At 64.1% G+C, this 12,080-nt stretch carries 17 protein-coding genes; 16 read left to right on the top strand and 1 reads right to left on the bottom strand.

Annotated elements, in window-relative coordinates; genetic code table 11:
- The 8 genes from MI302_RS00260 to MI302_RS00295 all read left to right on the top strand — a co-directional run bounded on the left by MI302_RS00260 (position 1) and on the right by MI302_RS00295 (position 6,988).
- Complete coding sequence (locus tag MI302_RS00260; RefSeq protein WP_239725225.1) at positions 1–933, top strand: AAA family ATPase; 933 nt, start codon at positions 1–3, stop codon at positions 931–933.
- Between the two features lie 42 nt (positions 934–975).
- A complete protein-coding gene (locus tag MI302_RS00265) occupies positions 976–2,382 on the top strand; it encodes an S-layer homology domain-containing protein (RefSeq protein WP_239725226.1) in 1,407 nt (468 codons plus the stop codon).
- On the top strand, positions 2,366–3,490 hold the full coding sequence (locus MI302_RS00270) for a hypothetical protein (protein WP_239725227.1): 1,125 nt from the start codon (positions 2,366–2,368) through the stop codon (positions 3,488–3,490). The genes MI302_RS00265 and MI302_RS00270 overlap by 17 nt, the downstream gene beginning before the upstream one ends.
- Positions 3,491–3,495: 5 nt before the next feature.
- Positions 3,496–3,846: a hypothetical protein gene (locus MI302_RS00275; protein ID WP_239725228.1), complete on the top strand. Its 351-nt coding sequence runs from the start codon at positions 3,496–3,498 to the stop codon at positions 3,844–3,846.
- 4 nt (positions 3,847–3,850) lie between these two features.
- Entirely contained in the window at positions 3,851–5,011 is a 1,161-nt protein-coding gene (locus MI302_RS00280) for a hypothetical protein (protein WP_239725229.1), read from the top strand.
- A 53-nt stretch (positions 5,012–5,064) separates the two neighbouring features.
- Positions 5,065–5,265, top strand: a complete 201-nt coding sequence (locus tag MI302_RS00285; protein ID WP_239725230.1) for a hypothetical protein — start codon at positions 5,065–5,067, stop codon at positions 5,263–5,265.
- On the top strand, positions 5,262–5,948 hold the full coding sequence (locus MI302_RS00290; protein ID WP_239725231.1) for a helix-turn-helix domain-containing protein: 687 nt from the start codon (positions 5,262–5,264) through the stop codon (positions 5,946–5,948). The genes MI302_RS00285 and MI302_RS00290 overlap by 4 nt, the downstream gene beginning before the upstream one ends.
- A 569-nt stretch (positions 5,949–6,517) precedes the next feature.
- Positions 6,518–6,988 carry a zinc metallopeptidase gene (locus tag MI302_RS00295; RefSeq protein ID WP_239725232.1) on the top strand — a complete coding sequence of 157 codons (471 nt, stop codon included), beginning with the start codon at positions 6,518–6,520 and terminating at the stop codon, positions 6,986–6,988.
- A gap of 133 nt (positions 6,989–7,121) precedes the next feature.
- On the opposite strand, the gene MI302_RS00300 is transcribed toward MI302_RS00295, so the two are convergent.
- Positions 7,122–7,424 (bottom strand): hypothetical protein, encoded by a 303-nt coding sequence (locus MI302_RS00300; RefSeq protein WP_239725233.1) that lies wholly within the window; start codon positions 7,422–7,424, stop codon positions 7,122–7,124.
- A gap of 66 nt (positions 7,425–7,490) precedes the next feature.
- Here MI302_RS00300 and MI302_RS00305 point away from each other — a divergent pair, with 66 nt between their 5' ends.
- From MI302_RS00305 to MI302_RS00340, 8 genes are all read left to right on the top strand, one after another.
- Positions 7,491–7,697, top strand: a complete 207-nt coding sequence (locus tag MI302_RS00305) for a hypothetical protein (protein ID WP_239725234.1) — start codon at positions 7,491–7,493, stop codon at positions 7,695–7,697.
- A gap of 209 nt (positions 7,698–7,906) precedes the next feature.
- A complete protein-coding gene (locus MI302_RS00310) occupies positions 7,907–8,074 on the top strand; it encodes a hypothetical protein (RefSeq protein WP_239725169.1) in 168 nt (55 codons plus the stop codon).
- A gap of 146 nt (positions 8,075–8,220) precedes the next feature.
- On the top strand, positions 8,221–8,967 hold the full coding sequence (locus tag MI302_RS00315; RefSeq protein ID WP_239725170.1) for a sigma-70 domain-containing protein: 747 nt from the start codon (positions 8,221–8,223) through the stop codon (positions 8,965–8,967).
- Between the two features lie 221 nt (positions 8,968–9,188).
- Positions 9,189–10,061, top strand: coding sequence for a hypothetical protein (locus MI302_RS00320; RefSeq protein ID WP_239725171.1), 873 nt, complete (start codon positions 9,189–9,191; stop codon positions 10,059–10,061).
- A gap of 588 nt (positions 10,062–10,649) precedes the next feature.
- Positions 10,650–11,069, top strand: a complete 420-nt coding sequence (locus MI302_RS00325) for a single-stranded DNA-binding protein (protein ID WP_239725172.1) — start codon at positions 10,650–10,652, stop codon at positions 11,067–11,069.
- Positions 11,070–11,082: 13 nt separating this feature from the next.
- Entirely contained in the window at positions 11,083–11,268 is a 186-nt protein-coding gene (locus MI302_RS00330) for a hypothetical protein (protein ID WP_239725173.1), read from the top strand.
- 44 nt (positions 11,269–11,312) lie between these two features.
- Positions 11,313–11,546, top strand: a complete 234-nt coding sequence (locus MI302_RS00335; protein WP_239725174.1) for a hypothetical protein — start codon at positions 11,313–11,315, stop codon at positions 11,544–11,546.
- Positions 11,547–11,866: 320 nt separating this feature from the next.
- Entirely contained in the window at positions 11,867–12,073 is a 207-nt protein-coding gene (locus MI302_RS00340) for a hypothetical protein (RefSeq protein ID WP_239725175.1), read from the top strand.
- The last annotated feature ends 7 nt before the right edge of the window (positions 12,074–12,080 follow it).

Consider the following 12,080-nt stretch of genomic DNA (forward strand, 5'->3'; position numbering starts at 1 on the left):
ATGGTTGTGCTTAGAGAGGGCTTTGAAAACGAGTTTGCGCTGCTGATGGAGAAGCTCCCGCCCTGGGTCAGGCGGGAGGTGGAAGGGTACGGGGCAAGCCTCGAGGAGATCGCCATGGACCTGGGGTACCGCCTGGCCTATACCGTGGACGGCGAGACCCTCTACTCGGAGCGGGAGGTGCGCAAGGAGGACCTGGACTTTGTTCTGCACCGGGTGGGGGGATTCAAGGAGAACAACCGGGCCGGCCTCGAGGGGACCCTGCACCGCATCAGCCGCATCCTCACCGGACTGGACGAGATGGCCGGCATCACCATACGGGTGGGGAAGTTTATCCAGGGGGTTGCGGAACCCCTGAGGCCCTATCTGGTGGAAACAGGGGGAAGCCTCCTGGTGGTGGGACCTCCCCGCACCGGCAAAACCACCCTGCTTAGGGACATCGTGCGCATCCTTGCCGAGGTGTACGGGAGCCGGGTGGTGGCCGTGGACACCTCCAATGAGATCGGGGGGGACGGCACCATACCGCACCCCGGGATCCGCCCGGCACGGCGTATGCAAGTGCCCGATCCCCCCAGCCGCAACCAGGGCCGGATCATCTATCAGGCCATTGCCAATCACTCCCCGGAGGTGGTGGTGGTGGACGAGATCGGCTACAACGAGGACGTCCAGGAGTGCCTCACCGCCAGCCGCAGGGGAGTACGGGTGGTGGCCACGGCCCACGGGGAGAGGCTCTTGGACGTACTGGAAAACCCAGCCCTGCACCCTGTGCTTGGGGACCCGGACCTGAGGACCAAAGAGCGGCGGTCCCGCCCGGCCTTTTCCGCTGCCCTGCAGGTGGTGGGGAAGGGGAAGTTTCTGCTGTACCCCAACCTCGGCCAGGCCCTGGATGACCTCTTGCAGGGCCGGGAGCCCGAGGGGGTACCGATTGGGCTGTAGAATGTTGCGATAAACCGCCGAAAATGGTAGTATATTGCCGATATGGCGCACCTTCCCAAGTACCTGTTGGCGGCTGGTTTCGGCTTTCTTGTGGCCCAGGCGCAGATGGCGGATGTGCCCGCGGGGCACTGGGCGGAGAGGGCAGTTAGGCACCTTCTGGAGAAGGGCATCCTCACAGGCTACCCCGACGGCACCTTTAAGGGCACCCAGGCGGTGAACCGCTACCAGGCTGCCGTCATGCTGTACCGGGCGTACCTGACCTGGACCGAGGAGGTCCTGAGCCGGGTGCGGAGGACCCTCGAGGAGGCCAACCTCACCCCGGAGCGGATCGCCGAGGCCCTCTCCGAGCTGGCCTCCCTCAGGGAAGCCACGGGGGAGATCCAGCAGGCCCTGGAGGAGTTTGGGGTACGGCTTTCCACCCTGGAGGCGGATCTGGGGGAGGTCCAGGCGGCCCTTTCCGCCGCCATGGATGCGGCAGGCCAGGTGGCTGCCCTGACGGATAGGCAAAAGGCCCTGCAGGAGGCCTTGGCTCGGGCGGACGCCGCCTATAAGGAGCAGCTATCCCGGCTGAATGCCTTGGAAGGGCGGTTGCAGATGGTGGAAAAGGCCCTGGCGGACCTGACAGCTGAGCTCCGTAGCGCCGAGGATGCCCGGCTGAAGGACGCCCAGGTGGTGGGCAAGCGCCTGTACGCCGTGGAGGAACGTACCTCCCAGCTAGAGAAGGCGGTGCAGGCCCGACCCCAGGGGGAGGTGTATGTGGGCACGGGGGAGGGGGGCCCCTTTGGCGGGCTGGCTCTGACCTACGGCACGGCGCAGGTGCGTTTGGGAACCGACCGGGTGGAGGCCTCCTTCCAGGGCGAGGGCTTTAGCCTGGCTTACCGGGACCTGGCAGGCAGGCGGGAGGCGGTGGCCCGGTACGGCCTCTTCCAGGGCATCCGCCTTCTGGGAGAGGTGGGAGCTGCTGAGGGCAGGTATTACTTCGCCACCACCTATGTGGAGCACGAGCGCCAAGGAGGCCTCCTGCCTGGTGTGTATGCCCGGCTGGCGGCGGGAGCCGGCTTGGTGGAGGGTGAGCTGGGCCGCGCCTTCCTGGAGGCCCAGGCTGGGCTTCCCGTGGGGCCTGTGAACCTCACCCTGGGCTATGCCCGCTACTGGGGGTTTGGCGGGGCGGATACGCCCCTTTCGGCCCTGTTTGGCACGGTGGCCTACGGGCCAGCAGAGGCGTATGTGGCTTACGCCGTGCCCCACGAGGACATTGGGCGGGATGCCGCTTTCCAGGTGGAGGGCAGGGCCAAGTTTGGTCTGTCCCCTTACCGCATCTCCGTGGCCGCCGGGTATCGGGATGGGCTTGCGGGCTATGGCGTGGCCTCCCATGTGGACCGCTTCCGGTTCACCACCGCCACCGGCTTCTACGGCAGGGTAGAGGTGGGCTATGAGGTTCGCTTCTAAAGGCCCCACGGTACGGGCTTTGCCCGTGACCCTGGTCCTTCTGGCCGGGTGCACCGAGCTTCAGCGAGAGTTTTCCGGGCCCGCCAAGCTGGAGGTAGTCGGAGCCCCGCAAGGGGCCTGCATCACCGTGAAGGTGGCGGGGCAGGCCCAAAGCCGTTGCGACGGGTCCACCTTCCGCTTTACCGGGCTTTCGGGGGAGCTGCCTGTGGAGGTGCAGGTGGATTGGCAGGGACTGCGCGTCCAGGAGTACTCGGGGCAGGTGAGGCTGGCCCCGGGTACCACGTCCCGGGTGGAGGTGGAGCGTAAACGGGTGAGCGTGGAGGTGGAGGTCCCATGGGCGTCCTCGAGGGCTGTGTACGAGGCGTATGTGGACGGCGCCTGGGCCTTTGGGATCACCACCTACCCTGATCCACCACCGGGCGGGCTGGAAGGCATGGTCCTGGTGGTGAAGGAGAGCAGGAACACCCTGAGCCTCCCTACGGCCCCCAGGGCAGCGATACGGGTAAGGGATGACACAGGGGAGGCCCGGGTGATGGTGAATACCCCCACGGACGGCATGCGCATCCGGGTAGCCGAGCCCCAGTATGCTCCTATCCGCCTCACCCCAGAGGGGCTTGCCAGCGGGGTTTCCTGTGTGGTGGCCCTCGTGGGCCAGGTGGAAGCAGCACGGACCTGCACCCCTCCCTTTACCCTGACCCTCACCCCGTCCGATGGCAGCTACCGGACCGTCCTGGTGCAGGCGTACCGGGATGGCTTCGTCTTCCAGGAAGGGCAGGTCAGCGCCAAGGCTGGGGAGAGCCGGAGCGTGCCCATGGCCCGGAAGCGGGTGCAGGTGGAGCTCACAGCCCCAGGCTTCACCGCGGACACCACCGCCTACGGGGAGGTCTGGCTTCGCCCAGAGGACCAGGAAGGAGTGCCTCTCTACGGGGACCCACCTCCAGCTGGGTATGACGGCTACCGCCTAGCCGATAGGGCCATGGTGGTGAATGGCGTGGCTACCCTGTCTGTGCCCACAGGCCGCATGGTCCTCTTCCGCCTGGCGGGTAGCCGGACCACACAAGGGGTGGTGGAGCTGGTGGATGGGGATAGGAGGGTAGTGCTGCCATGACCAGCATGCGGGAAATAGCCCCTGTGGTGGGCCTGGCGGTGGTGGCCCTCCTGGGGGCCTATTTCTTGGTGGAGCTTCTGGGCCAGAACGGGGCCACCACCCTCTTTGTCTTCTCCCCCCTTTTGCGCTACCTCTTTCGAGGCCGGGTGGGTGTCCTGTACGGCGGGGCTGTCCTGGGCATGGCGGGGGGGATGGTCCTCTACCTGGGAGGGGTCTACGCCGCCTTGGCCTACTTGGCCCTGGTGCTGGCCGCGGATGGCTTCCTGAGGCAGGAGGACGAAGGTTGGGGCTTCCTTATCACCCTTTTCCCCGCCCTGGTGGGGGTTTACCTGGCCTTGTGGGGCATGCGGGGGTAAGACCATGGTGCAGGAGCAGATTTGGCAAAGCATATCCGGTCGCCTGGCGGCGTTTGAACCCGAGCTGGCCGCGGAGATAATCGCGAAGGCTCAACACGTGGAGCCGACCCGAAGGGCAAAGGAAACCTTCCAGGAGCTGACGGGCCGCTGGCCAACGCCCCTGGATGAGCCCCTGCTGCAAACCGCTCGGGTGCTGGTGGAGGAGCACCTGGCGGCGGACTACCGGGAGGCCCTGGAAGCCCTGGGCCTGGAAGCCACAGATGTACAAGAACCCGGGGAAGGCAACCCCCCGGAGGTTGCTTTGCCCGAGTCATCTTTGAGTAAGCAAGAGGCGGGGGTGGAGGCCAAGGGCGAGGAGGAAGCGATGGCAAAAGGGGTGGTGGACGAAGGCCGCCCCACCGCCACCCGAGACAGAGCGCAGCAGAACCGCTGGCAGCAGGCCTACCGTGTGGTCTTCGGCGAGGACCCATCCAGGGAACCGGAGCGCTACCGGGAGCGCCTGGAAAAAGCCATTTTGCTATACGACCCCGCTAAGGGCCGGCGCTGGGCGTTTGAGCAGGTCAAGGCCGCTGAGGAGAGGCTTTACGCCTCCAGAAGGCGGGCGGAGGAGATCCTGAGCCTGGCGGATCTGGTGCCCACGGCTCCCCTCGGGAACGAGTTAGAAGAGCGCCGCAGCGGAGATCTGTACATCCACATTGGCCGGCTAACAGCCCAGGTGGAGGAGCTGGCCAGAAGGCTAGACACCCTCGAGGGCCGGCTTAACCGGGAGGCCACCCGGTACGGAGGCCTGAAGAGCAGCATTCTTCGCTTCCGGGCAGAGCTGACGACCCTTAAGGAGGGCCTGGAAGGCCTGAAATCCCACCAGCAGGCGGTGAAGGAGGTGGTGGAGGGCATGGCCCAGCTACGGAAGGAGCTTTTCGCTCAGCCCGAGAGCGCCAAGGTGAGCGAAAGCGCCCTACGCACCCTCAAGGCCGAGATTTTGGCCGAGGTGGAGGAGCGGATCCATCTGGCCACGGACCTGTGGCGAGGCGAGGTGGAGCCCCGCCTCAAGGCCCTGGAGGAATGGGCTAGGCGGATCACGGAGGCCTTCCGCCGAACCCTCGACGCCAAGGGGCGTGGCAAGGGCCTCTTCGGCCTTTTGGGAGGGAAGACATGGAAGGAGTAAAGGACACCCTCACCATGCGGGCAGGAGATGTGGTGTTTGTGGTGCCCAGAAGTATGTTTCGGTCTGACATCCAAGGATTTGTCCAGGTGGGGGAACACCAGGTCCCTGCTCAGGTCATCTACGCAGCCTGGGCCGTGGGGGCGGACCAGGGGCTGAAGGTGGGCATGGGCATGGGCGCAGGCCTCACCCTCCTGGCCCTGGGCATGCTGGTCCTGGTTAGACGCCTGTGGTTCCGGTTCAGGAGGGCGGGATGAGGGTGGGCCTCTATCTGCAGGCCGCCATCGCCGCCTCCGCTATGCCTGTGGTGGGCTTCATCACAGGAAAGGTGGTGGGGGAAGCCTCAGACAGGGTCCCATTCCTGGCCTGGGTGGGGGTGGGGGTGTATGCGATAGCCCTGGCCGCCAGCTACGCCCACCTACGGCACTACTACGCCCGCTTTGACTCCCCAGGGGTGAAGGCCTCCCCCTTCATCGCCTTCGCCGTGGAGGTAGCCACCTTCTACCTTTCCTTTGCCTCGGTGGTATTGGGCTCAGGCTGGGCACTATGGGGAAGCCTGGTGGGTGCGGCAGTGGTCTTTTGGGGGAACTTCACTTCCATGAGCCTGGGGCTTTCCCAGGTCCCTGAGGTCCGCCGGACCGCCCCGGACCAGCTTGGGGTAGGAGGTCCCAAAGCGGACCGGCTGGACTGGTCCTCGGTGGACCGCGAGGTGGTCAAGGATGGGGGCCAGGTGGACCAGGAGGTGGACCAGCAGGTGGACCAGGAAGTGGACCAGGTCCTTTTGGAGGCCCTGGCCAGTCCAAAGGGACCCAGTGCCTTGGCCCGGGAGCTTGCCCTACCCAAGTCCACCGTGATCCGCCGGTTGAAGCGGTTGGTGGACCTTGGCCTTGTGGAGGCGAATGGCGGCGTCTATCGCAAGCGGGAAAGGGCTACCGCCTGAGGTCCTGGGGGTGGTGGCGGGGGTCCTCGAGGGGCCTTATGGCGGTCTGGCCACGGGTACCCTGTGGGGCCGGCGCTTGGGCTGGAAGGAAGCCCTTTTCTCCACCTTGGGGTGGATGGGCCTGGGTATGACGGGGGGAAACCTTCCCTTAGCCCTCTGGGCGGGCCAGGGAGCGGTTTCCCTCTGGCAGAAGCGAGGATGGTGGACGGTGGCTGCGGTCCTGGTGTTCCTGCTATCCGGTCTCCTCTTCAAGGGGCTGTGGTTGGCCCCGTTGGGCGTGGTTCTGGCCCAGCGGACTGGGTGGACCAGGGTGCTGGGTCAGGCCTTGACCGGTTGGGCGGTATACGGACCGCCTGGCCTGCTGGTCCCCCTGGGGGCATGGGTTGTGGACCGGACCACTCAGCCCGGTCCGGGTGGAACCACCTTCCAGGGGATGGACCGACCAGTCCTCCTATACGGGTTTGCGGCCCTCCTGAAGGCTATGCTTTGGAGGTAAGCATTTCCGCCGACAGAGTATGGGGTTAACCCTCGTTGGGATAGCGCTGCTGCTGGCCCACACTTTATGGCGCGTGTGGGTGTACTTCCGGTTCCGCCCTATCCTCGCGGAAGAGGAAGCCGAAGTCTTTGCTGAACGGGTTCTTCGTCTGCACATGAGTGGGTTTAGGGTAGAGAGGGGGTGGCGGAACGGCGTCTCCTACGCGGACCGGGTGGTGCGCCTCACCTCCCCTGTGATGCGAGGGCGCAGTGTCTACCATCTGGCAATAGCCGCCCACGAGGTGGGGCATGCTCTCCAGTGGCGCGGGGAGGAAGCGTGGGTGCGAAGCGCTAACGGGGCCTTAACAGCAGGATTTGGCTTCCTGGTGCTTGGGTTTGCCTTGGCTCCCAGTTCCTTGGGTGGGGGGAGCGTCCTGTTGGGGTACGCTCTGGTGGCCAGCACTTACCCCTTCGAGGCGGACGCGAACCGGGAGGCCCTCAACGTGGTGCCTCCGCAACACAGAGAAGAGCTGAGGAAGGTGCTCCAGGCACTGAGCTCTTCTTAGCTGATGGTGCCGCTTGGCGGAGCCCTGGTGGTCCTGGGATGGTTAGGGCATGCCAGCTAGGAGCATCAAAACCCCGGAGCTTTTGCCCCGGGGTGCCATGGAAAAGAAGGCGTAGCCTTCCAATACCAGTATATCAGGCCTGTCCCTTCTTCGCAGGGACCACCACGGCCCTCACGGCCCGTTTTTGGACCACCACGGTGGCCCCCTCCTGGGCTGCTTCACGGAAGGCGCTGAGCCAAGCGTGGGTCTTGGGTGCCCGCCTGAGGTCCACGTCCAGGTACGGACCCAGGGCGGGGTCCTCCCCCAGCAAAAGGCTCACCTCTTCCTCCTCCCCGTTTTCCTTGGCCACCACCAGGAAGAAGCCCGCCAGGTTCTCCAGGTACTCCCGGCCCAGGCCCTTGGACTTTGCGTACTCACGGAAGGTTTCGGGGAGCATGCCTCTAGCGTACCACACTGAGCACAGGTTGCAAGCCAAGGCGTAGGTTGGTAGTATGAGAGTACCATGGAAAGGAAGGTGCTGATCTTCAAGGAGGAGCAGCAGGTGGAGGCTTTTGCTAAGGCTCTGGCTAAAGCGGTACCCGGTGAGTGTCGCGCAGAGCGCGACACTAGCTGGACCTTGCCTGCCCTCAAGGTGCATGGGGTTACCTTGGGGCAGATCCTGGCTGCTGCCACGTGGGCAGGCTTCGAGCCGGTCCATGTGATCGAGTAGCCTTCCAGCCCTTTTCACCTCCCCAGAAGGACCGCCTTATCCTTCTGGGGTACTTGTTTTAGAATGGAGGTAAGGGAGCCATGAAGATCAATGGGAAAATCCGCCATCTGAACGCACTCCTTGCCCGAGGAGCGCTTGTTGACGTAGCGAGGCACCCAGCCTCCCTGGGGCTTCTAGGAGTGGGGTATTGGTTCTACCTGTGGCACACCATGCCCTGGGTGGGCGTGATTCTGGTAGGGCTGACCCTTTTCCTGGTCCTGCTAGTGGTCAAGGGAAACGCTGAGCTTGCCCGCCGTAAGCAGGATCCCCAGTGGGCTCTGCTGGAGGAGGTGCGCCAGTTGAGAGCAGAGGTGGAGCACCTTAGGAAGGGCCATTAAAACCTTTCGGCTCCCAGGAAACCCGGGAGCCTACTCGGTGGAGGTACAACATCAGGCCAGGCTCAGGCAGCCTAGGCCAGCACTGATATTGTACGCCTCTTGCCTCCCCGCATCAAGTAGTAGTACTATGCGGGTGGAGGTACAACATGAAGGACACGCTCAGGCTGATGGCAGAGGCGGCCCGTCCGTTGGCCACGAGGGAAGAGGTCATGAGGGCGTTCACCACCGGAGACTTTGAGGCGCTGATGGGCCACTACTACGCCGTCGCCATGCAGAAGGGCCTGGAAAAGGCCCACCTGCTTGGCGATGAGGCCCTGGACCTCATTCAGGAGGTCGCCCTCCACATCCATAAGACCCTCACGGCCTGGCGGGCGGGGGAGAGGGTGCTCCCCAAGAGCAAGTGGCTCTCCTTCTGGGTTGACGTTGAGGCAGACCGGGGCGTTAGGGAGTGGTTTTACAGCAACCGGGGAACCGGGTACCGCTCCTCCCGGCTGGCTGCCGCCATTAATAGGGCGGTGGCCAGGCTCCAGGCGAACCTCGGGCGGGAACCCCGTCCTGAGGAAATCGCCCAAGAGCTCGGGATCCCCCCTGAGGTGGTGGAGGAAGCTTTGGCCGTTGCCGAGGCAGAGGCTATTCTGAGCCTCGACGACACCACAGAGGAGGGAACCCCTTACCGGGAGATGATCGCCCAAGAGGAGGAGGACGACCTCGCCGCCTTCGAGGCTCTGGAGCAGGCGATTGAGAAGTATCGCCTCAAGGAGCACCTTGGGCAAGAGGAAGTCCAACTCTTAGACCGCTTCCTGGAGGGAGAGGACCTGGAGGAGGACGACCTGACCCGCCTCGAGGAGGCCCTCAAGGCCGCTATGGCCAGGGCGCAGGTGAAGGTGGCCTAAGGTTCAGCAACCTACTAACCCCCCCCGGAAGGACAACCTTTTCCTTCTGGGGGTTGTTCTTTCTAGATTGCCTAAATCTAGGAAAACGGGTAACATAAGGGTGGAGGTACAACATGAAGGTCAGCGTTAGGGGTCTTTTTTGGGCAGCAGGTAGGCCAGCAGGGAAGTCTGTGGAGGAGGCCCTTGAGTCTCTACGGGCGCTCTGGAAGGAGGACGATGGCGTGAAGCGTGAACTGGCGGCGGCAGCCAAGGAGGGCTTTGTCCTGGTGGATACCAAGGACATCCCTCCCCACTTTGTGGCCGCAGTCAGGGTTGCCCTCAAGCGCCTCCAAGAGCGTCTTGCGCCCTCCCAACCTGCCACCAAGGTGTGGCAGGACCCTGCCAAGCGGGAGGACCGCAGGCCCACCAAGAGCTGGAGCTGGACCAGCCCTGAAGGGGTGGCATACACCGTCCACCCACACGATCTGCCCCCAAAGGACGAGTACTGGGCCTATCCGGATAGGAGGGTCCAGGAGGCCAAGAAGTGGGTGGAAAACTTCCTGGCCACCGGTGAGGTGGAAGAGGCCCCCTCCCTCTGGGAGGAGGCCCTGGAGAGGGAAGATAACCCCCACTTCCGCCTTGATGTCCTCGGGGAAGAGCTGAATGAAGGGCTCCGGCTCCTTGGATGGGATGGAAACCTCAAGGAGCTTCCGGCCTTGGCAGATCGCCTCCCTGCCAAGGAAAAGCAGTTCTCGGAGGCGTTGGGGTCCATTGACGCCCTGGTGGATCCCGAGAAACGTGAAGTGGTGGCGGTGCGCATGGGGGATGCGTGGCAGTTCACAGCCTTCAACGAGCGTATCCTGACCGCCATGATGGCCCTCACTCAGGCGCAAGAGCTTGCAGCACAAGGGGAGTGGGGCGTTCCAGAAATGAGGGCCAAGCTGCTGAAGTTCATGCCCTACGTACCCACTTGGAACAAGCTCCACCTGTTGGACGAGATCGCCATCTTGCGCCGGTTGCGCCACCGCCTCCAGGAGGTAGCAAAAGGGCGGCCCAGGGCCATGGCCTACCGTGGTTCCTCGGGTGAGGTCGTTCTGAAGACCTCCATTCACTAGGTAGGCAACCTTTTCACCCCAGGAGGACCGCCTTATCCTTCTGGGGTATCTGCTTTGCTTGCCCGGGGAAGGGGCCCCAAAGCGGACCGTGCCCCAGAGGTGGTCCCCTCGAGGTCCCCACCCCCAATGGGCCACCCCTGGGACCTGGCATGTTCACCCGCAAATGTTGCCATTCACCTCCCCCCTTTCCCTAAACTCACCCGCTTTTGTTGTGCTCACCCCCCCCAGGCGAGCACAACTTTGTTGTGTTCACCCCCCTAGCCGAGCACCACTTTGTAGTGCCCACCCCCTTGTGCGGGCACCACTTTGTTGTGCTCACCCCCCTAGCCGAGCACAACTTGGTAGTGTTCGCCCCCCTATGCGGGCACAACTTTGTGGCGTTCACACCCCTGTGCGGGCACCACTTTGTGGCGTCCATTGTAGGGGGGATGAGCGCTGCCGAGACTGCCCTGGGGCCGGGATGTCTTAGGTACATGTGTACCTAAGACATCCTCACCGCTCACCCCAACCTCCCCCAAGGCATGCTTCGCATGACCCCGGACTGGGGGGCCTAACGTCCCCGCGATGACAACCGAAAGGAGGTGGCGGATGCGCTTAACTGGCAAAGGCTTTCTTTCTCGGGCACCGGAGTTTCTCTACACGGACAAAGGAGTAGCGATTTGGAAAACCTCCCTGGTGGTGCGGGGTAGGGGAGAGGCGGACGAACCCCTCTTTCTGGAACTCCTGGCCTTCAACGAAATGGCCGAGGCCATAGCGGAGATGGAGCCGCAGAAGGGGGCCCTGGTCTACCTCGAGGGCCGGCTACACGTGGAGAGCTACCTCTCCAGGGAAGGGGAAAAGCGTTCCCGCCTGGTGGTGATTCTTGGTCACGGGCCTAGCCCGTATCTTGGAGAGTTCGGGATCCGCTTTGGGGCCCCTACCCCAAATGAACCGCGCCCGCCCCAGGAAGAGCACGGAGGGCTAGGACTTCCCGACAGGGGGGCCTATCGGCCCCACGGGGAGGGGTGAAAGGAGGTGGAGCATGCAGGGCAACATCACCCTGAACCTTACCCTCACGGCCAAGCAGGCGGCAGAGCTCTTGGAGCTGCTTAAGGACGAGGCGGACTGGGGCTATGGGTTGTCCCCCGACCTCGAGGCCCTAAGGCGGCAGCTTCGGGAAAAGCTGAAGGACCTTCGGGCGCAGGGCGTGGTGGCCCAGGGCAAGTAGGGAGAGGGGCGGGGTTATCCCGCCCTTCCCTTTCCGAGGGAACCATGGGAAGCGCGGAGATCCTGGTCAGCTTTGCAAGAGGAAGCGGAGCCTTCGGGGTTTCCTTCCGCCAGGGCAGGGTGGTGGGCATCGCCGGATCCTTCGGGCCCGACACCTACGCCCTTCTCCTGGAGGAAGCCACGAAGGTGGTGGCCAAGGTGGCCCCCGACCGGGAGGGGCTTTTGGTGGTGAGCCCCTTTGGGCTGGGGGTGATTCTCAAAAGGGAGGTTGAGGCCTAGGGGGCCTTCCGGCCCCACGGGGAGGGGTGAAAGGAGGTACCTATGAGGTGCTCCGTCTGTGGAGGAGAGGGAGGCTTCTGGGACACCCTTGATGGCCGGCCCCCCATCAGGGTCTGGGAGGAGCCGCCGGACTTCTACTGGATCGAGTGCCCCCACTGCCTGGGCACGGGGCGGGAGCCGCCGCCAAAGGTGCGCAAGGAAAGGAAGCCCAAGGGGGTGCTGGGGTTGCTGGAGCCCTTCGACGGGCCACTGCCCTTTTAGGACGGGAAGACCGGGGGGGCGGGGGTACCCCTGCCCCCGTGAAGTTTGGGGAGGTTGAGATGACGGTTCAGGAGCTGGGCGAAGAGTACCTATTGCTGACGGACTCCCAGGACGTCCTTGGCGTACTGGAGAGCATTGGTAAGTCAGACCTCGAGGAGACCTATCCCGCCATCTTCGTGATGGTGGGGGAGGCGGAATACCTGGAGGTCTTTGGGTGCTTTCGGGCGGTCCCTCGCTTAGGGGACCTGGTGGAAAGGATTCTCTGAGGGAGGT

Origin of the sequence: Thermus sp. NEB1569 (genome assembly GCF_022385295.1) — a bacterium.
GTDB lineage: Bacteria > Deinococcota > Deinococci > Deinococcales > Thermaceae > Thermus > Thermus scotoductus.

What these genes read in the sequence shown, in the direction of transcription:
- MI302_RS00260 (WP_239725225.1), top strand. Translation starts at nt 1, where the DNA reads ATGGTTGTGCTTAGAGAGGGCTTTGAAAACGAGTTTGCGCTGCTGATG.
- MI302_RS00330 (WP_239725173.1), top strand. Translation starts at nt 11,083, where the DNA reads ATGCAGGGCAACATCACCCTGAACCTTACCCTCACGGCCAAGCAGGCG.
- MI302_RS00290 (WP_239725231.1), top strand. Translation starts at nt 5,262, where the DNA reads ATGAGGGTGGGCCTCTATCTGCAGGCCGCCATCGCCGCCTCCGCTATG.
- MI302_RS00325 (WP_239725172.1), top strand. Translation starts at nt 10,650, where the DNA reads ATGCGCTTAACTGGCAAAGGCTTTCTTTCTCGGGCACCGGAGTTTCTC.
- MI302_RS00335 (WP_239725174.1), top strand. Translation starts at nt 11,313, where the DNA reads ATGGGAAGCGCGGAGATCCTGGTCAGCTTTGCAAGAGGAAGCGGAGCC.
- MI302_RS00315 (WP_239725170.1), top strand. Translation starts at nt 8,221, where the DNA reads ATGAAGGACACGCTCAGGCTGATGGCAGAGGCGGCCCGTCCGTTGGCC.
- MI302_RS00265 (WP_239725226.1), top strand. Translation starts at nt 976, where the DNA reads ATGGCGCACCTTCCCAAGTACCTGTTGGCGGCTGGTTTCGGCTTTCTT.
- MI302_RS00270 (WP_239725227.1), top strand. Translation starts at nt 2,366, where the DNA reads ATGAGGTTCGCTTCTAAAGGCCCCACGGTACGGGCTTTGCCCGTGACC.
- MI302_RS00275 (WP_239725228.1), top strand. Translation starts at nt 3,496, where the DNA reads ATGCGGGAAATAGCCCCTGTGGTGGGCCTGGCGGTGGTGGCCCTCCTG.
- MI302_RS00340 (WP_239725175.1), top strand. Translation starts at nt 11,867, where the DNA reads ATGACGGTTCAGGAGCTGGGCGAAGAGTACCTATTGCTGACGGACTCC.
- MI302_RS00300 (WP_239725233.1), bottom strand. Translation starts at nt 7,424, where the DNA reads ATGCTCCCCGAAACCTTCCGTGAGTACGCAAAGTCCAAGGGCCTGGGC.
- MI302_RS00305 (WP_239725234.1), top strand. Translation starts at nt 7,491, where the DNA reads ATGGAAAGGAAGGTGCTGATCTTCAAGGAGGAGCAGCAGGTGGAGGCT.
- MI302_RS00285 (WP_239725230.1), top strand. Translation starts at nt 5,065, where the DNA reads ATGTTTCGGTCTGACATCCAAGGATTTGTCCAGGTGGGGGAACACCAG.
- MI302_RS00310 (WP_239725169.1), top strand. Translation starts at nt 7,907, where the DNA reads ATGCCCTGGGTGGGCGTGATTCTGGTAGGGCTGACCCTTTTCCTGGTC.
- MI302_RS00280 (WP_239725229.1), top strand. Translation starts at nt 3,851, where the DNA reads ATGGTGCAGGAGCAGATTTGGCAAAGCATATCCGGTCGCCTGGCGGCG.